28 protein-coding genes and 1 pseudogene are annotated in these 21,334 nt (G+C 32.7%); 15 read left to right on the forward strand and 14 right to left on the reverse strand.

The window, feature by feature from the left end; translation table 11 throughout:
- Positions 1-8 precede the first annotated feature (8 nt).
- From I573_RS04630 to I573_RS04640, 3 genes are all read left to right on the forward strand, one after another.
- Positions 9-842 carry a dihydrodipicolinate synthase family protein gene (locus tag I573_RS04630; RefSeq protein WP_016186097.1) on the forward strand — a complete coding sequence of 278 codons (834 nt, stop codon included), beginning with the start codon at positions 9-11 and terminating at the stop codon, positions 840-842.
- 285 nt (positions 843-1,127) lie between these two features.
- A complete protein-coding gene (locus tag I573_RS04635) occupies positions 1,128-1,949 on the forward strand; it encodes a carbon-nitrogen family hydrolase (protein ID WP_016186096.1) in 822 nt (273 codons plus the stop codon).
- Positions 1,939-3,105: a pyridoxal phosphate-dependent aminotransferase gene (locus I573_RS04640; protein ID WP_016186095.1), complete on the forward strand. Its 1,167-nt coding sequence runs from the start codon at positions 1,939-1,941 to the stop codon at positions 3,103-3,105. Before I573_RS04635 ends, I573_RS04640 begins: the two co-directional genes overlap by 11 nt.
- Positions 3,106-3,224: 119 nt before the next feature.
- Here I573_RS04640 and I573_RS04645 read toward each other — a convergent pair whose 3' ends face one another.
- From I573_RS04645 to I573_RS04675, 7 genes are all read right to left on the reverse strand, one after another.
- Entirely contained in the window at positions 3,225-3,485 is a 261-nt protein-coding gene (locus I573_RS04645; RefSeq protein ID WP_016186094.1) for a hypothetical protein, read from the reverse strand.
- 20 nt (positions 3,486-3,505) lie between these two features.
- Positions 3,506-4,054, reverse strand: a complete 549-nt coding sequence (locus tag I573_RS04650; protein ID WP_016186093.1) for a DUF3885 domain-containing protein — start codon at positions 4,052-4,054, stop codon at positions 3,506-3,508.
- A gap of 380 nt (positions 4,055-4,434) precedes the next feature.
- Positions 4,435-4,767: a hypothetical protein gene (locus I573_RS11645; RefSeq protein ID WP_016186092.1), complete on the reverse strand. Its 333-nt coding sequence runs from the start codon at positions 4,765-4,767 to the stop codon at positions 4,435-4,437.
- A gap of 55 nt (positions 4,768-4,822) precedes the next feature.
- Positions 4,823-6,004 carry a M20 family metallopeptidase gene (locus tag I573_RS04660; RefSeq protein WP_016186091.1) on the reverse strand — a complete coding sequence of 394 codons (1,182 nt, stop codon included), beginning with the start codon at positions 6,002-6,004 and terminating at the stop codon, positions 4,823-4,825.
- A 30-nt stretch (positions 6,005-6,034) separates the two neighbouring features.
- The gene (locus tag I573_RS04665; RefSeq protein WP_016186090.1) at positions 6,035-6,910 is read right to left on the reverse strand and encodes a transporter substrate-binding domain-containing protein; all 876 of its coding nucleotides are present in this window, start codon (positions 6,908-6,910) and stop codon (positions 6,035-6,037) included.
- A 27-nt stretch (positions 6,911-6,937) separates the two neighbouring features.
- Complete coding sequence (locus I573_RS04670) at positions 6,938-7,672, reverse strand: amino acid ABC transporter ATP-binding protein (protein ID WP_016186089.1); 735 nt, start codon at positions 7,670-7,672, stop codon at positions 6,938-6,940.
- Positions 7,665-8,375: an amino acid ABC transporter permease gene (locus I573_RS04675; RefSeq protein ID WP_016186088.1), complete on the reverse strand. Its 711-nt coding sequence runs from the start codon at positions 8,373-8,375 to the stop codon at positions 7,665-7,667. Before I573_RS04675 ends, I573_RS04670 begins: the two co-directional genes overlap by 8 nt.
- Positions 8,376-8,604: 229 nt before the next feature.
- On the opposite strand from I573_RS04675, the gene I573_RS04680 reads away from it, so the two are divergent.
- Together I573_RS04680 and I573_RS04685 are read left to right on the forward strand one after the other, a co-directional pair.
- Positions 8,605-8,979 (forward strand): nuclear transport factor 2 family protein, encoded by a 375-nt coding sequence (locus tag I573_RS04680; protein WP_016186087.1) that lies wholly within the window; start codon positions 8,605-8,607, stop codon positions 8,977-8,979.
- Positions 8,980-9,317: 338 nt separating this feature from the next.
- Positions 9,318-9,608, forward strand: a complete 291-nt coding sequence (locus tag I573_RS04685; protein WP_016186086.1) for a bacteriocin immunity family protein — start codon at positions 9,318-9,320, stop codon at positions 9,606-9,608.
- A 71-nt stretch (positions 9,609-9,679) separates the two neighbouring features.
- Here I573_RS04685 and I573_RS04690 read toward each other — a convergent pair whose 3' ends face one another.
- The 4 genes from I573_RS04690 to I573_RS04710 form a co-directional block, all read right to left on the reverse strand.
- Entirely contained in the window at positions 9,680-10,852 is a 1,173-nt protein-coding gene (locus tag I573_RS04690) for a hypothetical protein (RefSeq protein WP_016186085.1), read from the reverse strand.
- Positions 10,839-11,360 carry a sigma-70 family RNA polymerase sigma factor gene (locus tag I573_RS04695; RefSeq protein WP_016186084.1) on the reverse strand — a complete coding sequence of 174 codons (522 nt, stop codon included), beginning with the start codon at positions 11,358-11,360 and terminating at the stop codon, positions 10,839-10,841. The genes I573_RS04690 and I573_RS04695 overlap by 14 nt, the downstream gene beginning before the upstream one ends.
- 224 nt (positions 11,361-11,584) lie before the next feature.
- Positions 11,585-11,749, reverse strand: coding sequence for a hypothetical protein (locus tag I573_RS11460; RefSeq protein WP_155855537.1), 165 nt, complete (start codon positions 11,747-11,749; stop codon positions 11,585-11,587).
- 494 nt (positions 11,750-12,243) lie between these two features.
- Positions 12,244-12,486: a hypothetical protein gene (locus tag I573_RS04710; RefSeq protein ID WP_016186081.1), complete on the reverse strand. Its 243-nt coding sequence runs from the start codon at positions 12,484-12,486 to the stop codon at positions 12,244-12,246.
- Positions 12,487-12,713: 227 nt separating this feature from the next.
- Between I573_RS04710 and I573_RS04715 the strand changes: the two genes are divergently transcribed.
- The 5 genes and pseudogenes from I573_RS04715 to I573_RS11465 form a co-directional block, all read left to right on the forward strand.
- The gene (locus tag I573_RS04715) at positions 12,714-13,142 is read left to right on the forward strand and encodes a GNAT family N-acetyltransferase (protein ID WP_016186080.1); all 429 of its coding nucleotides are present in this window, start codon (positions 12,714-12,716) and stop codon (positions 13,140-13,142) included.
- 293 nt (positions 13,143-13,435) lie between these two features.
- Positions 13,436-14,245, forward strand: coding sequence for a hypothetical protein (locus tag I573_RS04720; protein WP_016186079.1), 810 nt, complete (start codon positions 13,436-13,438; stop codon positions 14,243-14,245).
- 178 nt (positions 14,246-14,423) lie between these two features.
- Complete coding sequence (locus tag I573_RS11590) at positions 14,424-14,654, forward strand: GNAT family N-acetyltransferase (RefSeq protein ID WP_016186078.1); 231 nt, start codon at positions 14,424-14,426, stop codon at positions 14,652-14,654.
- Positions 14,647-14,946 (forward strand): GNAT family N-acetyltransferase, encoded by a 300-nt coding sequence (locus tag I573_RS11595; RefSeq protein ID WP_245555067.1) that lies wholly within the window; start codon positions 14,647-14,649, stop codon positions 14,944-14,946. Before I573_RS11590 ends, I573_RS11595 begins: the two co-directional genes overlap by 8 nt.
- 1,498 nt (positions 14,947-16,444) lie before the next feature.
- Positions 16,445-16,522: pseudogene (locus tag I573_RS11465) on the forward strand (IS6 family transposase); the annotation flags it as partial.
- Positions 16,523-16,847: 325 nt separating this feature from the next.
- On the opposite strand, the gene I573_RS04745 reads toward I573_RS11465, so the two are convergent.
- Positions 16,848-17,198, reverse strand: coding sequence for a hypothetical protein (locus I573_RS04745; RefSeq protein ID WP_016186073.1), 351 nt, complete (start codon positions 17,196-17,198; stop codon positions 16,848-16,850).
- Between the two features lie 354 nt (positions 17,199-17,552).
- A complete protein-coding gene (locus I573_RS04755; protein WP_016186072.1) occupies positions 17,553-17,798 on the reverse strand; it encodes a hypothetical protein in 246 nt (81 codons plus the stop codon).
- Positions 17,799-18,043: 245 nt separating this feature from the next.
- Here I573_RS04755 and I573_RS04760 point away from each other — a divergent pair, with 245 nt between their 5' ends.
- The 3 genes from I573_RS04760 to I573_RS04770 all read left to right on the forward strand — a co-directional run bounded on the left by I573_RS04760 (position 18,044) and on the right by I573_RS04770 (position 19,352).
- Positions 18,044-18,268: a helix-turn-helix domain-containing protein gene (locus I573_RS04760; RefSeq protein ID WP_016186071.1), complete on the forward strand. Its 225-nt coding sequence runs from the start codon at positions 18,044-18,046 to the stop codon at positions 18,266-18,268.
- A gap of 3 nt (positions 18,269-18,271) precedes the next feature.
- Positions 18,272-18,796 carry a helix-turn-helix domain-containing protein gene (locus tag I573_RS04765; RefSeq protein WP_016186070.1) on the forward strand — a complete coding sequence of 175 codons (525 nt, stop codon included), beginning with the start codon at positions 18,272-18,274 and terminating at the stop codon, positions 18,794-18,796.
- Positions 18,797-19,169: 373 nt separating this feature from the next.
- The gene (locus tag I573_RS04770; RefSeq protein WP_016186069.1) at positions 19,170-19,352 is read left to right on the forward strand and encodes a hypothetical protein; all 183 of its coding nucleotides are present in this window, start codon (positions 19,170-19,172) and stop codon (positions 19,350-19,352) included.
- 262 nt (positions 19,353-19,614) lie between these two features.
- Here the strand turns inward: I573_RS04770 and I573_RS04775 are convergent, their stop codons facing one another.
- Positions 19,615-20,214, reverse strand: a complete 600-nt coding sequence (locus I573_RS04775; RefSeq protein ID WP_016186067.1) for a PhzF family phenazine biosynthesis protein — start codon at positions 20,212-20,214, stop codon at positions 19,615-19,617.
- Positions 20,215-20,279: 65 nt separating this feature from the next.
- Between I573_RS04775 and I573_RS04780 the strand changes: the two genes are divergently transcribed.
- Positions 20,280-20,672 carry a hypothetical protein gene (locus tag I573_RS04780; RefSeq protein WP_016186066.1) on the forward strand — a complete coding sequence of 131 codons (393 nt, stop codon included), beginning with the start codon at positions 20,280-20,282 and terminating at the stop codon, positions 20,670-20,672.
- A gap of 26 nt (positions 20,673-20,698) precedes the next feature.
- Positions 20,699-21,253: a cysteine hydrolase family protein gene (locus I573_RS04785; RefSeq protein ID WP_016186065.1), complete on the forward strand. Its 555-nt coding sequence runs from the start codon at positions 20,699-20,701 to the stop codon at positions 21,251-21,253.
- The last annotated feature ends 81 nt before the right edge of the window (positions 21,254-21,334 follow it).

A 21,334-nucleotide genomic window follows, 5' to 3' on the forward strand; every position in this document is an offset into this window, starting at 1 on the left:
GGTGTCAGATGGAATCAATATATTATTACCAAGCCGCTGTGCCGACTGCTTTTTATTCAAATGAACAACTCAATGTAAACGCGACACTGAAGCATGTGGAGTATTTAGCGACAAAAGGTGTTCGTTCGGTATTGCTATGTGGTTCAACCGGAGAGCAGCATTCCTTATCTTTAGCAGAAAAAATCGCATTGGTAGATAGTTTAAATGAATTGAATGTTCCTGAAGATTTTGAGATCGTTTTTGGCGTGGCGAGCATTCGACAACGTGAAGCTGAGCTATTAGCTACTCATATCAGTCAGTCAAAACAGATAAAAGCCATTATGATCGGGTTTCCACCGTATATTCTCCCAAGTCAACGAGATGCGGTGTTGTACGTGCAAATGATTATGGAGAAAGCCAATAAACCCACGATCCTTTACAATAATCCATTACGAACAGGTTTTGATCTTTCCCTTGATGCCTATCAAGAATTACTAATGAACGAGCAGATCATCGGAATCAAAGAAGCCGGTGATCCTCATAAGATTCCTCAACTCAAAAAAAGAGTCACTAGAGAGTTGTTATATTTCATAGGTGGTGAAAAAGCACTGGCTGAAAAAATCGATCTTGGCTTCAATGCATTGTCGACGATTTCTGGTAATCTTTATCCGAATGAGATCAAAGCTTGGTTTGATGATCTTCTTTGGAATGAAACAGGAGCTGAATCAGATCCTTTAGCGAAAGAAATCGCTGAAATTTTTGCGATCTCTGCGATACCTTATTTGAAACAAGCGATTTCCAAAAAAGAAGGGATCGAGTTTGGTCCTTGTCGTGCGCCCTTGGGCAGGAGCTTCAATGAGTGAACGACAAGTTGACAAGTAAAATAAGTTTCGTTAAAATAAATCAACATTAAAAATAAATGAAAAAACGATGAACAGTAGAGATGAAGGAAAAATAGCTATAGCGAGTCTAAGGATGGTGGAACTTAGATGCTATTTCTTTATTAGATGAACTAGGAGTTTTTTTGAATGATTCAAACGTGTTGCTACGTTAACAGCCTGAGCCCAAATAAAAGGTGGTACCGTGAAGTCATTCGCCCTTTTCGCAACTGCGAAAAGGGCTTTTTTGTACCCAAAAGGAGTAATGAGATGACAAAACAAACACTCGTGTTGATCCAAATGGACATTGCCTTTGGTCAACCAGAAGTAAATTATCAACATGTAATTGAATTATTTGAACAGGCAGATTTACAAGAAGACGAAATTGTCGTGTTGCCTGAAATGTGGAATACCGCCTATGATCTGACACGTTTAGCACAGATTGCAGATCCAGCGGGGCAACAAACGATCCGTGTTCTTTCAGCGCTAGCTAAAAAATACCATGTTACGATTTTTGGCGGTTCGGTGGCAGTCAAAGAAAACGAAGCCTTTTTCAATCGTAGCTACATTATTTCAACAGAAGGAACAGTACTCGCACAATATGATAAAGTCCATTTATTTGGTTTGATGCATGAAGAGCAATATTTAACAGCTGGTGCCAAACGTGCTGAATATCGTGATGGATTATTTCATTTTGCACCCGTGATCTGTTACGATCTAAGATTTCCTGAATGGTTTCGTATCCAAGCGCGTATGGGAATCAATACATTTATTCTTTCTGCTCAGTGGCCCGAGCCAAGAATTGAACAGTGGAAACAACTTGCGATTGCACGTGCCATTGAAAATCAGTCCTATATCGTAGCTGTTAATCGTGTAGGTGCAGATCCGGAAAATCAATACAACGGACACTCTTTAGTGGTCACACCAACAGGAGAGATTCTTAAAGAACTTGGCACAAAAGAAGAAATCGTGCGATGCGTGATCGAACTTGAACAAATCCAAACGGCTCGTAATCAGATGTCGGTACTTACTGACAGTCGTCCAGAATTATATGAACAAATTCGTAAAGGGGAAATCACTGATGCCAATTAAACTCTCAAAAACTGTCGCAGCTTTACCGACACAATTTTTTGCAACCTTAGTCGCTAAAGTCAATCAAAAGATCGCATCTGGAGCAGATGTGATCAATTTAGGACAAGGAAATCCCGATCAACCCACTCCAGATACAGTTATCGAGGCAACGATCTCAGCATTGAAAAACCCAGAGACCCATAAATATTCTGGCTTTCGCGGGAATCAAAATTTTAAACAAGCGGCTGCGGACTTTTATCAAACCCAATATGGTGTGGTATTAGATCCTGAAACCGAAATCGCAGTATTAGCAGGCACGAAAATCGGATTAGTCGAATTACCATTAGCGTTATTAAATCCTGGAGAAACCTTGGTCTTACCAGATCCAGGCTATCCTGATTATTTATCAGGTGTTGCGCTAGCACATGTTAAACAAGCATTAGTTGCGCTAGAAGCAGAAAACGGCTATTTACCAGATTATACGAAATGGTCAGAAGATTTAAAGCAAGAAGCAAAATTACTTTATTTAAACTATCCGAATAATCCGACTGGGGCACAAGCTACGACGGCATTTTTTGATGAAACAGTACGCGTGGCTAAAGAGGCTGATTTTGGTGTGGTGCACGATTTTGCTTATGGAGCATTAGGCGATGGAACTAAAAAACCCGTCAGTTTTATGCAAGCAAAAGGAGCAAAAGAGGTAGGGATCGAACTGTATACTTTTTCCAAAACTTACAATATGGCAGGATGGCGCTTAGGATTTGCAGTAGGCAATAAAACCATGATCGAAGCGATCAATCGTTTACAAGATCATTTATTTGTCGGCATTTTCCCTGCACTTCAAGAAGCTGGGATCGCCGCTTTACAAGACGAAGTACAATTAGTGACTATTGCTAAACAGTATGCCACACGTCGCCAAGCATTTATCAAAGCCGCTGAAAAAATCAATTGGCATGCCTATCCTTCAGATGGAGCATTTTATTGTTGGATGCCGGTCCCTAAAACGATGACTAGTCAGGAATTTAGTGATCTATTATTAGATAAAGTAGCGGTGGCGACAGCACCAGGCATTGGTTTTGGAGTACAAGGTGAAGGGTATGTCCGTATCGGTCTAACAGTATCTAAAGAACGATTGATCGAGGCAGTAGAGCGTATTGGGACTTTAGGATTATTCTAAATAAGATATAAAACCAAAAACCTCACTAGCGGGGACTAGTGAGGTAGGGAGAAAGAAATGAAAAATCATTGGTTTGTTTGGGTATGAATCAAGAATACAAGGTGGAGCTTAAATGAGACTTAAATCCAAAGGTTAAATGTACGACCTAAATCATTTTCGAAATTTGGTTTTTGTAAAGCAGTCAATAGGTCAAGACCTTCTTTGGAAATTTGTTGTTTTAAAGCAAGTAATGTCAAATTAGAACGTAATTCGGCAAGTACTCTAGTTTCATTTTGTTTTTCTTTTAGTTGACGCAAGGTCTCGTCAAGAAAAGCTTTCTCAGTACTTGAACTAAGTGTTAGGGACTGTAGATAAGTTAGTGTGGTTTCCGATGGTTTCATACGTATGCCTCCAAATATATTTAGTGTAAAATCCAAGATGAAAATTTTTTCTTTAGGTTTTGTTGAATTTTCGGATTAGATGACCAACTATCAGCAATTTGATCATCATAAATCGTCAGTAAGAGATTTTTTTGGCCATTATAAAAAATTATGGGAATCCCAACAGTTGATTTTCTATATTGCGGGAAGTCTTGATAGCAGATACCTTCGATCAATTTAGTTAATCGTAGATTTTTTATAAAGGTTTCAATGACAAATACAGTAACTGGTCTATCATAATATTCTTGCCATGAATCGGTACAAAAGCTATCGATGATTTTAAATTGAGGATGGAGTAATAGTCTTTGTAATATCTTTTTTTTAAAATAATTTGGCAGTATAAAAATTAGTTGTATGTTCGTCTCATTACAAAAGGCAGCATCAACTAATTTTTTTGCGCGTTTACTACTATGTGCAATTCGCAACTCTTCATCTTCAATCTCAGTATTGACTAATTGATAAGTTATAGTGTCATTTAGAGATGCAATATGATGGTAGTTCATATAAATGTTACGTATGGATGAAGGCAACCGTATCACTCCTTTTATTTACCAGTATACTCCTTATATCAAAATAAAAATACCTCACTAGTGGAGGCTAGTGAGGTAGGGAGAAAGGATGAAAAAAATTAGTTTGGGTTTGTTTGGGTATGGATAAAGAATACAAGATAAAGCTTAACTCTAACTTAAAGGAATATCTTTTTGCTAAAACAGGCGTGCAGTTCTTCTCTTAGAATGCCATACTTTACCGAATCATAATAGTGACCATCTAGATAGCGAACTTTTCGTATGACTCCTTCTTTCGTCATCCCGCATTTTTCGCCAATTTTTTGCATTCCACGATTTCCGGACCATGTCGTAAATCCAATATGGGGTAAGTATTCAAATTGAGCAAATAAGTCATGTAACCATCAAGAGAGCACTTGACTGCCGATTCTTTTGCCCCAATCTTTTTTTTGATAGAGGAGGATGCCAACTTCTAACCATTGCTTTAAAGGACCATCTTCCCAATAAGCTGCAACTAGTCCAATAATCTCATTATTGAATATAATCACTTTTTTCATAGGATCAGCGACTAATTTTTTTCCATAACCGTTACTAAAGGTATTCCACGTTTCGATAGGATCATTAAAGTAAGGTCCATTAAATTTCATCCATTCGAGATCAGCTTTTGGACCGTAGCTGATGTCAAAAATCGTGTTTAGATCTGTTTGTTGAATGGTTTTGAGTTGAATCTCATGCATAGGCAATGTCTCCTTAAATATAGTCAAAAAGACGCGCTGAAAAAGCGCGTCTTTTTTATACTTTTGCTAGTTTCGCTAAAGTTTCTTCTTGTTCTTTTTGGATTTTAGCGAGTACTTCCGGTTTTTCGAGTAGTTCTAAAATGGTAAAAGATAATCCTTTGGCTGCATCGATCAATCCTTGTTTACCTTCAGGTGAGATCGTTGCATTTGCCATTTCGATTGTATGAGCGCCAACTTCTTCACCGGCAATCTTGATAAATCCTTGAATCGTTGGACATTTATAACTTACAGCACCAACATCGGTCGATCCTGTTGCGATTTCATCAACTGGAGCAATATCAGTCAATCCAATTTCTTGATATTTCTCTGTTAATAATTCCGCTAGACCGTAGTTGATGACTGTATCGTCATAGGGACATTCGTATACAGAAGTTTTCATCGTCACATCATTGGCTAAACAAATTCCTTCGACAGCTTTTACCGCACGATCTTTTAAGTAAGTCGCATAGGCCATCGTCGGTGCTCTAAAGTAATATTCTAATGAAGCATACCCTGGAATAACATTCGCCGCTTCACCACCATCTTTAATGATACCGTGGATATAACTATTTGGCGCTGCATATTGACGTAGCAAATTGATTTGGACATAACTCATAACTGCAGCATCTAAAGCAGAACGGCCTAGATCCGGATGACAGCCATGCGCGGTTTGACCAAAGAATTCAAATTTTAATGGATACAAGGCACTTGAGCGACTACCAACACCATGATTGGTTGCCGGATGAACCATTAAGGCAACATCGACATCGTCAAAGACACCAGCATCGGCCATACTGACTTTACCACCAAAGTTTTCTTCTGCGGGAGTTCCAACAACGAGTAATTTTCCACCATAAGTATCGATGACTTTTTTTACTGCTTCACCAGTGGCAACACCGATTGCGGCAATCAAGTTATGTCCACAACCATGACCGACTTCAGGCAGTGCATCGTATTCACACATCACAGCGATCGTTGGTCCGGGCTTATGCGTATCATAAGTGGCTAAAAATCCAGTAGGGACGACGTAGGCTGATTGTGTTTCAAAACCAGCTTTTGTCAAATAATCAACGAGTAAAGCCATCGTTTCAAATTCTTCATTTCCAATTTCTGGATTATCATACATCGTTTGAACTAATTCCATGTATGCCTCGATATTGGATTCGATTGACTGAGTTAGGGTTTCTTTTGCGGTCATTTAAGTTCCTTCTTTCTGCTGAATGATGAATTATTCTGTAATGGCTTTTTTCGCTTGTTCAGTTGCTTCATTTTTCCATTTTTCTAAATTGCCGTTGTCTTTGTTTTCTTTGATGACTTCATTTATTAATTTTACAAATGAAGTATTATTTTCGTTCTTAGGAATCCCGATTACATTTGTTGCATATTTATTTTCTGGATCTAAGTTAAAGTTGTCTTTTGGCAAAATCGTTAACTCTGGGAATGAAGCAAGTAAAGGTTCAACTGATGAAGTAGAGACCGTTACGGCGTCGATATCACCAGAATTTAAAGCCAGTACAGCTGCATCCATCGTACCATATTGTTTGATGTTTGCGTCTTTCGTTATTGTACTAGCGAGTTCAAATTGGATCGCACCTGATTGAGCGCCAACTTTTAAATTAGCCTTTTTCAATTCAGCAAGATCCTTGTATTTGTCTGCGATTTTTTTCGTCGTTAAGATTCCTTGATAACCGTCTGAAACTTCTTGGGCATATCCATCCGAAAAGTCCATGATCTTTTCTCTTTCTTTTGTGCCAACAAAACTTGAGATACCAAGATCGACACTACCAGTTTGGATATTGGCCAATACTCCGTTAAAGTCGGTTGCTTTGATTTCCAATTTTACACCGATTTTATCGGCAATGGCTTTGGCTAAGCTAATGTCACTTCCGACGATTTCTTTTTCACCTTTATCATTTAAAATATAAAATTCTGCTGGTGGAAAATCGGGTGAAGTACCTACTGTTAATTTTCCATTTTCTTTGATTGTTTCTAAAGTATTTTTATCGGTTGCACTAGCCGAATTCGAAGAAGAACAAGCAGCTAATGAAAGAGTAGTTAGGGTAGCTAAAGCAAATGTTAATGCTAGTTTAAATGATTTTTTCATAATGAAGACTCCTTTTTTGTATAGTGATTAGAATGTAATTTTATCCAGAAAGATTTTTGTTCGTTCTTGTTTAGGAAAATCGAATAATTCTTCAGGTGTTCCTTCTTCTACAATCATTCCTTGATCGATAAATAGAACACGAGAGGCTACTTTTTTAGCAAAATTCATTTCATGGGTCACAATAACAGTGGTCATATGACTTTTAGCTAAATCTTGAATAACGAGTAAGACTTCTTTTACCATTTCTGGATCAAGTGCTGAAGTAGGTTCGTCAAACAACATCATCTCAGGTTCCATGGCTAAAGCGCGTGCGATGGCGACCCGTTGTTTTTGTCCGCCAGATAATTGATTAGGATAGGCATTTTTTTTATCAAGTAAACCAACTTTTTTTAGCAACTCTTCTGCTTTTACTAAAGCCTGAGCAGGAGTCGCCTTTTTACGCATTACGGGAGCTAAACAAATATTTTCCAATACTGTTTTATTTGGAAAAAGATTGAAATGTTGGAAAACCATGCCGATATCTTCGCGAATGGTATCGATCTGTGCTTCTTTTAACTTTGGATCGGTAAGAAGTGTATCCTTAAATAAAACATCACCACTTGTCGGTGTTTCCATTAAATTTAAACAACGTAGAAATGTCGATTTTCCAGATCCAGAAGGACCAATCACAGCAACGACTTCTCCTTTATCGATTTGAGTCGTAATGCCTTTTAAAACTTCTAATTCACCATAAGCTTTTTTTAGCTCCGTTGTTTTAATCATAAACATGCATCCTCTTTTCCAATAGATTCATTAAAGCAGTCAAAGCAGAAGTCAGCAAAAAGTAGATGATTCCTACGACGATCAGTGGTTCGAAAATCGAATAGGTCGATGCTTTGACGATATTATAGGTATACATGACATCGAAGACACCTACGACTGATACGATCGAAGATTCTTTGATCATCATGATAAATTCATTTCCAAGTCCAGGTAATACGACCCGAACAGCTTGAGGGATAATAATGGCACGCATCGTTTGCGCTCGACTTAAGCCAAGTGAACGTCCAGCTTCCATTTGTCCCTTATCGATCGATTGCAATCCACCGCGAAGTAATTCACAGATGTAGGCTCCTGAGTTGATCGATAACGCAACGACTGCGGTTAAAAATTCACGTGAACCAAGGATATCTCCTAAAAATGGTAATGCGGGTAAGCTGATTCCAATAATTGGAAAACCGTATAACCATAAAAATAGTTGTAAAAGTAGAGGGGTACCACGTACGACTTGGGTATACGCTTTTGCAATAAAGCGTAAAATTTTAAAGCGAGATTGTTTCATCAATGTAGCAATCAACCCGATGATCGAACCCAAGACAACAGTCATTAAAGCTAAAGCGATTGTTACCAGTGTACCTTGCCAGAAAGTTGGCAACCATTTGACGATTTTACTAAAATCTAACGCAACTCCTACTGTATATTCCATAATAAAACCCCACATATTTATCTTTTTTTGTATTAATATTCAAATTATATTCATAATGATACGAAATTATTTATAGAAAGTAAAGAGTTATTTTGAATAAAAATACGTTTTTAGAAGAAATATCTGTATTTTATTTATAAAATATGCAATTTAATAAAGTGTTCAAACAGATTAGTCGCATATTTTTTGTAAATAACATACTATATCTAAGGAATAAATAGAGAAAAGAGTGAATAAATTGATATTAGACGATTATTTTGCACGTTTTGATGACGCAAGACAGGGTGCAGCACAAAAAGAAGCATTACATGAACTATTTAGTGAAGAGTTAGTCTTTGTGTTGAATGGACAAGAAATCAAAGGAAAATCTAATTGGCGCGCATTTATCGATAAAGTGTACCAATCAAACGAGCAACTCGTACATATGTATAACGGATGGGAACAACAAGAAGATGGTACATATCAAACACGTTGGGCCATTTGTGGCAAACGTTTTGAAACAGGTGTGTATACTGAAGAAGGCATGGATATTGCACGTTTAGACGATCAAGGAAAAATTGTGTATTTAGAAAATGTACCAGACAATACAGCCTTTTTTAGCTGATATGAAGGATAAAATGAAAAAGTTGAACGAATCGATAAGACGCGTTCAGCTTTTTTTATTACATTATTTTGTTTAGGATATTCAATCTAAGAGAAAATTAGTATAAACTGAATATAAACAATAGAAGATCAATAAAAGTCGCGAATAAATACTTGATGTTCATTATTCTATTTTTATATTTTGGTGGATAATTTTTTACAAAACACAATATTTTCTAGCTATTTGATTTTGCTTTGTTTAGAAAGAAAGCCTGATCTATGAAAAAAATCAGTAACTTTGGCTTGGATCATTTTTTTAATTCTAACAGATATTAATTAAAGAATAGAGGCGTATTCATAATGAAAAAAGTAAATGATCAAGAAATGTTATTAGCTACTATCGACGTATTGTTAAGCCAAGAAATCCGTAATGAAGAAAGAACGATTCTTCAACAGGCAAGAAATGAACTAGACACATCGGCCTATATCCCTAGAGTTTTAAATGGATTGAGAAGTGAGTTGACACCATTGGCCATTGGTGGAAAATTATCCAAACACGTAGGGGAATTCTATATGGAAATCAATAATTCTAAATTTATGCCGAAAAATCTAGGTGGAATGATTAGTGTATGGTCATCGATTTTTAGATAAGACAACTGAATATACAGTTACTCCCAATACAAATTCTTAGTCGTTAAAAAGAATTCATATTGGGAGTTTGCTTAATTAGAAAATAGAGATAGATCAGTTAGTGCGATAGAGTTAAATTGATTTTCGCTTATTATAGTATTCCATTCAGATTTAGGAATGGCTAGAGTGATTTTCGAAAATGTTAATTCATTTTTTTTAATAGTAGCTAATTTTTCGTTTCGATTCATAGTTAATATAGGATTTTTATTCGATTTTGTGACATGGTCATTTAGATAAGAAATTGTTGAATGGATAAAATTGAATACATCTGTTTCAGAAGAGTGAATCGTAGGTGTATCAAATAATCCAGGGTATGTTTTGGTCAATGTATCTTTGAAGTTCTGATCAAATTCAAAGGTAGTTAATGTAGTATTCAAATTCTTTTCTTGTATGAATCGTATACCAAGATTTTGACTAGATTGTTTATAGCTTAGTGTTGTAGAGTAAACCTTGATATTTGGATGAGATTCAATAAATGAAATGATATCGTTCCAATTTTGTTCTTGACTGAAGGTAGCTGTTATATTCAAATAAGAAGAATCAGGTAAAGTATTTATTTTTTTAGTGAGATCTGATAATTCTGTGACGGGGATATCTACACCATTTTCAGAAGATTCACCGTAGATCAGTGAGTATCGATTCATAGAATCAGTAATAGTAGACTGGATAATACTTTTGTCTAAAACTGTTTTATCAAGATATTTTTCACCACGAAAATCGTTATAATATTCTTTTGAAATAGAATATTTAGCTGTACCTGTCTTTTCAATAAAAAGACCAGTTAGTGGGTCTTCATCTAGATTTAGTTGATTGCTTAGATATTCTTCTAGTTCATAGTCACTAGGGATTCGAATTTTATGTGTATCCTTTACTAATTCTTGCCCTTGTAATGGATTATAAAAAACAAGGTCGATTAATTTAGGAACAGAATAATATAAAATGGTGATGATACATAATACGCTTATTGTGATGAGTGCTGCTAATTTTATAATGCGCTTGTGTATTTTTCTTTTTAGAGTAAGTTCATTTGAGTTAGTATCTTCTGATATATGAGGTGAAGACTCAGAAAAATCGAGCTGTTCTTTATCTAAAATAAAATCTAGTAGCTCTGAAGAACTTTCAATTTCAGCCTCAAATTCTTCTCTTTCTTGAATGGTTAGTTCATCGTTTTTATATTTTTTTATTAGTTCTTTATAGTTTTTCATTTACTAATTCCTCCTTTAACATCTTTCTGCTTCGGTATAAGATTATTTTTACATTATTCGTTTTAAGATCTAAAATGGAAGCGATAGTACTTAGTGACATATCAAAAAAATAATAGAATATAAGTACATCTTTGTAGGGATAATTTAGTTGTAAGATTTTCTCGTATAGAAGGGTATACTCATTTTTTTTGATGAATTGAGTTAGTACATTATTGGGATTTTCTTGCCGTTGTAAAAAGGTTAGATAGTGGTCGATATCCTTTTTCTTTTTTTCTTTTCGTTTAGTGTCTAAAAAATAATTCCGAATTACTTTGCATAACCACCCTTGATAGTTTATTTCATCATCGATATCAAGTTTATCGTAGTAAATTAAGAAACGGTATAAAGCTTCTTGAACCAAGTCTTCTGCTTCTAAAGGATTTTTTGTTAAAGATGTTGCATAAATAAGTAAAGGAGGATATACATTTTTCATAATACTATCAATATCGTTATTTAAATCGTCATTCAATTTCCTTTCCTCCTTTCCTTTATATCAATATAACGAATGAATTTCGAAAAGGTTACATCTTTTTATCATTTTTAGAGTGAATTTTTATTTATATTCATTACAACGGTTTATTTAGCATTAATTATAGTTCTTTGGATTCAAACAAAAAAATACCCGTGATAGTGTTTATCATGGGTATTTTTTGTATTTTCATCGAATGAATTATTTGAAATTAAAACTTTCAATTATTCTCCTTTGTAAGCAATTGAAAAAGAAATTCCTAAAATAAAGAAGGACAGGGCAAGAAGCAAACTTCTAGTAGTACCGTATAACAAAATAGCAGCCAATACGCTAAGTATCAAAAACTGTAATTTGATAGGAGTATTCTGATTTTTTTGATTGTTCTTCATGATCTTTGCTCCTTTAGCCCACCCTAATCCAGGTGTTAATTAGTATGTCTACTCAGTTGTGCATATCTACCTAAAGTAAAACCAATGAATAGTATGATTAATATATATTGTCCTCGTTCTCCATTAAAAAAATGATAATTTGTAAAGAGTGAAAGTAAAATAAAAAAAATAGTTATACCACCGATACTTCCTAAAGAAAATGTTACTGCCTCTTTTAGTATTAAGCTCCTTTTAGACATGATTAGTTCAGCTCCTTTAAAAATAGATGTATATAGATATCTACATTTTATTTACTATCTTGCATTAAGACTTACCTTTTCTATCCGCCGAATGTAAAATTAAACTTAGGGAAAATATCATAATGATTAGAATTTCTTTGATTTTTGTTTCTCGAGTAAAAGAAAATAGATCAGGGAACAATAGTGAAGCAATAAGAGAAGTTCCTACAATAACAATAGTGACCAATGCGATTCTGAATAGGATATTCTTAAAATTCATAATGAATCACCCTTCCTATTATCGAAAATAAAAGTCAACATGCCATAAAGAAACAGCAGGAAAATAAAAAAAGATAAACTTCCTGTGTTTAACGGTACTTTTAAGACGATAGAAGCAACTAGTACAGTACCAGAAACGAATAAGCCTCGATATTTTGAAATAGATTGAGGGATTTTTGGCCAAAATTCTTTTTGAAGATATACTCCTAAAATCACCATACATGTTGCAAAGATAATCATACTATCATCCCTTTTCTTTGAGCACCGCAGCAAAAAACGTTTAAGACTTTAATATCAATTTAAGAAAACGCTTTCTTTAATTTCATTATATCTTAATGGTATAATGAAACCTAGTGACATAGTTGTAAGTTTAAATGTAAAATTAAAGTGTTTTTTTGATAACATCAATCTTCTAATTAAACAAGAAGCAAACAATATATAAACTCTAAAGTAAAGGAGCGCTTGCTATGTTAAGCAGAAGTAAAGCAACTAAAGATGAGTATGTATTGATTCTAGAGATATGGGAAAAATCAGTAAGACATACACACGATTTTTTAGCTGAAGAAGATATTCAATTTTATAAAAACGTGATTCCAGAATATCTAGAAAATGTCGATTTAGTTTTATGGAAAGATGAGCAGCGCATTATTGGTTTTAGTGGAACTAGTGAAGAAGAATTAGTCATGCTCTTTCTAGATCCTATTTTTATAGGAAAACAATATGGAAGTGAGATTTTAATGGAATTGATAGCATCTGAATCTATCAAAAGAATCGATGTGAATACGCAAAATGAGCATGCAAAAAGATTTTACTTAAATCATGGTTTTGAAATCGAGTCAGAAGATGCAGTGGATGGTTTTGGAAAACCTTATCCAATCACTCACTTAGTCAAATAAGTATGAGCAGGTGAAATATTATCATGCTTTGGACTTTGAATTATCTAAAAAATAAGAATTCAAAAAGTTAAAAATAATCATTCGAAAGTTTTAAATTACAAGTTTATTTTGTTTAAATATAGTAAACCATTGTAGTTATAGAAGGATTGAAAAAGATACAATGTATCATTAGTTTGCATTTCTTTGGGATTTTAAGTCTGATCTACGCTTTTTTTGATTGACCAATTTTATAGTCTAGAAAAAATTAACTAGCGCTACGGATACTACTCATATTTTAAGGAGGAACGTTTAAAATGAAAAAGAAATTATTATTAATTATTTCAGCTATTCTGCTTATATTTTCTGTATTTTTCTTCACTACACAAACTATGTCAGATACTGTAGACATTACACCGAGTATAACGCTTAACAACATACCAAATAGTGTTACTACGGGACAATCTGGAAATCTCCAAGGAAATATTAATGATATTCAAGGACTAAGCGTAGAAGGAACAATTAAATACCACTCTTCGGATCCGTCAATACTAACTGTTACTTCTGATGGTCATTGGAAAGCAATTGCTTCAGGTAACCTATCAATTGTTCCAGTAGTTGTCTTATCTAAGAAATCTATAAACGATTTGCAAGCTAAATTTCCTGATGACGATTTGATCACTAGAGACGTATTGCAATCATTCCCAGTAACTGTCACTCAAAATGATCAAGCAATTTATCATTTGTATAATCCTAACAGTGGTGAGCATTTTTATACTCTTAATAATTTTGAACGCAACAACTTAAAGAGTTTAGGATGGTACTATGAAGGAATAGGTTGGAATGCACCAAATAATGGTATTTCGGTCTATCGTTTGTATAATCCTAACAGTGGTGAACATTTTTATACAATAAACAGTTATGAGCGTGACAATTTAAAAAGTCTAGGATGGCATTACGAAGGGATAGGATGGTATTCGATAACTAATGGTGTACCCATTTATCGTTTGTATAATAAAAACGATACTGGTTCCGGTGCGCATCATTATACAAACAATGCTGTTGAACGTGAAAATCTAACAAGCTTAGGATGGCGCTATGAAGGGATTTCTTGGTACGGTCAATAGAGTAAAAATGACATATAGCCTTTCCAAACCAGCAAGCTAACTCACTGGTCCTAGCTAGTGAGTTTTTTTTATTCTTTTAATAATATCTACTGGATAATATTTTGATAACGATTACGTAAGGAGTATAATTTGAATATACATAAACTCATTCGCGTCAAATGAAAAGGAGTGCAATAAAATGATTTTAGAAGAAATAATTATTAGAGAAGCTCAAGTTGAAGATGCTTCAGCTATTATAGAATTTTTTAAATTAGTAACGAAGGAAACTGAAAATTTATTACTTACTTATGAAGATATTATGAATATAAGTATTGAAGATGAAGAAAAAATATTAAGTATGACGTTAAAAAATCCAAAAAGTATATTTTTAGTTGCAGTAAAAAGGAACCAAAATTTTAGGGATTGCTAATTTAAGGACACTACCTAAAAAAAGAGTTCAGCATAGAGCCTCGATTGGAATATCTATTGTAAAAGAATATTGGGGAAATGGAATTGGTTTTAAACTATTAACTGAATTGATTAAATATGCTAAATCTATTGATTTGGAAATGTTAGAATTAGATGTTCGCTCAGATAACACTAGTGCTATTCATCTATATAAAAAATTGGGATTCAAAGAATATGGTTTGTATAAAGATTTTATGCTAATAGATGGTAAATATTATGATGGAGTTTTTATGAATTTAAGTTTAAAATCTTAAAGAATATCTTAGTGTATGTATTATTTTATTCTTTAGATTATATAATCACGATCAAAAAAGTAGCTCTTTTTTTAGAGCTACTTTTTTCGTAGTCAACGTAGATCATACTATGAAAATCTAATTTTTTGATAGTAAGATAGATCAGTTGAATAGCTGAAACGTATGATAAGATAATTTACTAATACCGAAATAATATTTGCACAAATTTTGTTTTTCGATGAAAAAATAGTATCTACTCTTTATTTTAATATTATAGTTCTACAGAGTTAGAGCAAAGCAGTCTAAACAGATTACTGATCTTTGTCTTTGAAAAATGATTCTTTAGAGCCATTGTAGTAATTAGGGTTGAATTCAAGTTCTCCTTTTTTTATTTCCTTTATTAATTACAGATAAAGGCATAGAACTAAATTCAAAGATTCTTAAAACTATGGACTCTATTACTAATTTAGTCTTACTAAACAAATTAATCACTTACTTTTTTTAATTTGCAGCTGATTTTTTACTAATAATAGTTTTGATACCATACATATAATAAATAATCAGTAAAATTGGTATCATTATAAGAGGTGTTTTTAGCAATAGATACTTATCTTGAACACCATTGATTGTACCTTGGGTTACCATGAGCCAATTTAAATAACTTAATACTTGTAACTGAAATATCAAAAATAATCCTAGAAAGAGACTATACAAATATTTTTTTTCCAAATTTATGCACTCCTTAAAATAAGTATATATAAAGGACGATTTTTTATCACGAAATAGTAAAATAAAGTGTAACCAATAGGAAAACCTAATACACTTTGTAATTCATAATTAAGAAAATAAGAAATTAATAATTGATTATCTATTTTTAAAATGACGATTTTGACAAATACATAAAAAGCTACGGGTAGTAAATAAATCATTTTTTACTCATTTAATCGATTCCCAATATTAATTAAAATTTACTTTTTAGTAAAGTTTTTAATATTGTTTAGAATTTCAACGTAATTTAATTTAAAGTAGACAGACTTATAGTCCATTTATAAAGTTTGTTACAGAACCAGTTAAGACTTTTTATTCTGTTCTAACCATAATTTTATTAGATATACTATCATTAAAAATAAAGTTGTATACAACCCAGAACCGATAAAGTCTCTATTAATTAAATATTCAACTAACATTCCTATCAAACTAGCAATTATAAAAATCAATATTAGATTAAAATAAGGATGCTCTTTTTTAAAATGATTATATTCATTGAACATGTTTAACACCTCGATCCTTAAACTCTCTGATAATATTTTATATCTTGTTACAATAACTCTCCCAGCATCATCATATTTTCTTTGGTAATAAAAAACCTACCCAAAATCTTCTAATCAATAAATTTTTCTTTCTGTTCTTCGTTACACCTAAAGACTCCCCTCATAAATCAAGAGTTTATTTTATTTAGAACTTTACCTAAGCAAATTTAACAAATATTAAAGTCATAGAAGTGCCTCATAGAATATAAAAAAGTCGGGAAGAAGTCGCTCTCTTCGGCTTTTCAGTCTGTACTACAATCAAGATATTATTGGGAATTCCAGCTTAATTTAATTCAAAACAGAAAGACTTGTAGTTCGTTTATAAAGTTTGCAACGGAACCAAAAATATTATTTATTCTTTCTTAAAACTAAATAGTACAATAACGCATAGCCAATAACGAAGCCTATTACACCTGACAATTCATAATTAAGAAAATAAGAAATTGTTAGTTTATTATCTATTTTCAAAATGACAATTCTCACGAATATATAAAGTACTATAGGTAACAAATAAATAAATCGTTTTTTTCTTTTACGCATCTAATCATCCTCTAACATTAAATAAAATTTATTTTTTTGTAAATTTTTATACTGAGTTAAAATTTCTATATTTTAATTATCTTTCCAAACATAATCGGAATAAAATTTTTGAAGAATGTCTTGATGATCAGAACCTAAAGGTAATTCTAAATGCTGACTGTAAACTTCATTAGGAAATTCGAAAACTTTTAAATCATAAATATTATCAAACATATCTATAATTTTATAAATTTTCCAACTAATATCTTCTCCATTCTCATTTTTATAAGTTAGCTCTACTTTTTCTAAGAGTTTTTTTATTTCTACCAGTATCTCTTGTTTTTCTTTTTTATGAAGATCAATTTCAAATAAGTAAATAGATTCTTCAAATAAAGGTTTTTTCCTTAGAAAGTTGATTATTAATAAGTCTTTCTTTAAGCACACAAACAGAAACAATACTAACTTTCATTATTTTTTAAATCTCCCATCATTTAATAATTTTTTTGCTTTCTTCGCTCTATCATTACCATTGTCTGCTTTCTTTTTAATATCTTTATATTTTTCGCCTAAGTATTCTCCAGGAAATTCTCTTCGAATACTATCTTTTCTTTTTTTGAAATAATTTAATCTGTAGTCCAGTTATCTTCGTTGTTTACAAAATTTTTAACTGCTTTAACTATCCATGTAGTTGTTACAACTGCTCCACCAATTATGATAGCACCTCCAGCAGCGACTGCGATAGTTCCTACGCTAGGAACAAAGAACACTAAGCCTGTAGCTAAAGCAAAACTTTTATAATTAGTATTTTTGCTCTTCAAACGTTATATCAGATGCATCTTCAAGTAATGAATTAAACTCTGATTCAGTAATTTCTTTACCGTTGATAATAAGTTTATCATTTTCTGATAAAATATTTGAAGTGTCAGAAATAATGGCTGTAGAATCCAATTCATTGGCTAAAATAAAACTATTAGAAATAGTTGTAGCATCCAATATTAAACTACTCATTAAAACCAGACTAGTTTTAAATAATGTCTTTTTCATAAAATAAAACCTTCTTTCTTCTTTTTTATGAATTAACTATCTTATATTTTTCTTGTGTACACTAGAAATCATTCGTTTACATAGGGGCAATCAAAGCGAGCATTCCTTTTATATCAACGTTTTCAAATGTTATTATTTTAGCTCACGCACTCAATGAGTGACACGATGTAAACGGATAATTGCTTATATATGTTTTGGCTTGGAGTTATAGTCAATATAAATTAAACTTACAAAAGGAGACTACTATGTACTTTGGAACATTTATGAAAAAACAGCGTATAATAAAAGGATACTCCCAACAAGATCTCGCTACCCATTTAGGAATTAATCGACAAGCTATTTCTAGATGGGAAAATAATCTGGCTTATCCTGCAGTAAATCATTTATATCCATTATCTAAATTTCTAGAACTTTCAGCTGAAGAATTTTTAAAAAATTTACCCCAATCTTCTAATCAAAAGGAGGAATAGATCATGACACTGGGTCAACGTTTAAAAAAAGTACGTGTCGATAAAGGCTACTCTCAAAATGATGTTGCAACGTTTTTAAATATTTCTCGACAGTCCATTTCTAGATGGGAAACAGATAAATCTTATCCTGATATTGATAATTTAGTAGAACTAAGTAAATATTATGAAGTTTCAATCGATGAGTTATTGATTGAAACCAAGGAACTTCAGCAAGAGATTAATGAAAAAACGGAACAAATGAATAAAAATATCGAAGAAATAGAAGGAAAACAAAAGAAATTAAATCAGTTACTTTCAGTGGATAACGATGAAAGTTGGATATTATTACTGTTTACAGTCTTTTCAATCGCTATTGCACCATTTGGATTAATCTCAATTCCGCTTATATTATGGCGAAATAAAACTAATAATCAGTTTTCTAAATTAATTATTGGTATATCTATTCTTATTTTTATTTATAATTTCTATATTTTATATTTAGGGATTACAAGTAGTCTGGATATCGGAACTCAGATAAATATTCAATAAAGTCGTATTCTACGATAAAGTTTTTATTATAATCTTACTCTTTTAAAATTATTTATTAATCAAAATATATGCCAATTAGTTAACTAAAGTAAGTAATTAGTTGTTTACAGCAAAACTCAAGAGGTGTTATCTGGATTAATAAAATAAATAGGATATCGTTAAGGTTAAGTTAAGGATATCGAGGTAAAGTAGTGCCATACCCAAACAAACCAATGATTTTCATTTCTTTCTCCCTAACTCACTAGTCCCCGCTAGTGAGTTTTTTTATTCTCTTGATAACTATTATCAGATATCATTTTGATAACGATTACGTAAGGAGTATAATTTAAATATACATAAACTCAGTCGCGTCAAACTAGTATGAGGTGAGGACATGAATAAACTAGTCGGTATAATTCATTTTGCAATATTCGTTGTATTGCTTGCAGCAATTTTATTGTTATCAGTTTTTGTCTATCATAAGGATCGATTATTTATTATCGGAAATGTACTATTGATTGCAGCTGTACTTTACAACTGGTATTTATTTTCGCGTTTTGTTAAGAAAAGTAAATGAAATAAGATAGATTGTATAACGTAAAAGTGTAAGATATACAACAAATACCTTGGACAATAGGAGTTTAAAAGATGAGGAGATGATATAAATGTTACTTCTTTTATTTATTCTAGTCATGACGGGTTTTGGATTGTGGGGATTTACGTTACGCGCGAAATGGTTGGAAGAACAAATCAAGAAGAAATAAGAATAGTCATAAAAAGATATCCTAGGTAGCTGACTAGGATATCTTTTTTATACGTGTATAAGCTAAAATTGAGCTTTAAATTTCGAGTTCCTTTTCAGAAACAAAGTACCCTTCACCACCAACAAATACTTTTTCGATTTCATCATTAGCATTCGCTTCTAGTTTGACGAGTATTTCAGATGCTAAATCTAAAGAATAACCTTGCGTGAATACGTACGAAAGCTTTTTTACTTCACTATTTTTATAAAGAAAACAAGCTAGCGCTCCATTTGAAGTTCCTGTTGCAGATTCTTCATCGATATCATACAATGATGCAAAATTTCTGCATGTAATCTGATCATCTGTTTGAGTATACAAATGAAATCCTACAACATGATAGTCTGAGCTAACTTTTTTGATTTCCTCAAAGTTTGGTTGTAGCGCATCTAAGCTAGATCGGCTTTCGATCGGAATCAAAATATCTTTCAATCCTGTCGAAACAATTTGGATGTCATACTGGTTATCTATTTTTGAAGTATCAAAACAATATCCAAATGTTTCTTTCGAGATCACGTCTTTAAATACTGGAGCTGTTTGTTCCATAAATATTATATCGTTGTTAACAGTAATGGAAAGAATACCGACATTTGTTTCAATCGTATAACTGGATTTTGTTAGTTTATTCAAAGTTTTCAAATTAACAGCCTCAATAGTGTTGTACAATGGACTAAAGAAACCTATAAGTATAAGGGAGGTAGCAAATGAAAAAATTTTTGATCGCACTATCGATTCTCTTTTTAGGTAGCGTAACCGTACTCATGCCGGTCATTTCCTATACTTCTTGGAAACAGCAACAAGAATTTTCAAATGGAGATAAACTAAAGACCAAGGCTTTGATAAAAGTAGAAGATGGTGTAAAAACATATAATTACAAAGAAAATGATTATGGTGTAGATGCATCAAAATCTTCATTTGAAGCTGGGGACATTGTAACTGTTTATTTGTTAAAAAATAAGCCATATATCGTAGCTGAAAATCCTTATGTATATCAGTCAAAAGTAGAGATTTTCATGCCCCTATTCTGGTTTGTATTACTAGGATTGGCCACTATAAATCTGATTAGGATGAACTATTTATTATATAAACGAGTATAAATATTGAGAAGATAAGGATGAGAAAGATGACTAATACTACCGCATTGATGGTGATTGATGTTCAAAAAGCTTTTGAAGATAAAAAGTGGGGAACACGAAATAATCGTAACGCCGAAGAAAATATTCGAATTCTTTTAGAAAATTGGAGAAAAAAACAATTTCCAGTCATACATATTCAACATATCTCTGATAAGGAGAGTTCTCTTTTTCATCCTAGTAAGGAAAGCTTCAAGTTTAAAGAAATCGCCAATCCGATCGACGACGAAATCGTCTTTAACAAGACAGTAAATAGTGCATTTATCGGAACAGATCTCGAGAAATATTTGAAAAGACATCACATAAAAGAAGTCGTGATCGTTGGCTTGACGACGCCTCATTGTGTGTCGACAACGACTCGTATGAGCGGTAACTTAGGATTTAATACGTATTTAGTTTCGGATGCAACTGCGGCTTTTGAATTAAAAGGTGCTGATGGAGTACATTACTCAGCTGAACAGGTCCACAATGTTTCATTGGCAACTTTGCACGATGAGTTTGCTACTGTTCTGACAACTAAAGAGTTACTGGCTATCTTAGAGTAAGAAAAAATGTTGAGAAAATATCACTTAAAATGAGTGGGAAATTTATTAGTACAAGTTTAGTTTATTCATGAAAATATAGAT

Source organism: Enterococcus sulfureus ATCC 49903, assembly GCF_000407605.1.
Taxonomy (GTDB): Bacteria; Bacillota; Bacilli; order Lactobacillales; family Enterococcaceae; genus Enterococcus_G; species Enterococcus_G sulfureus.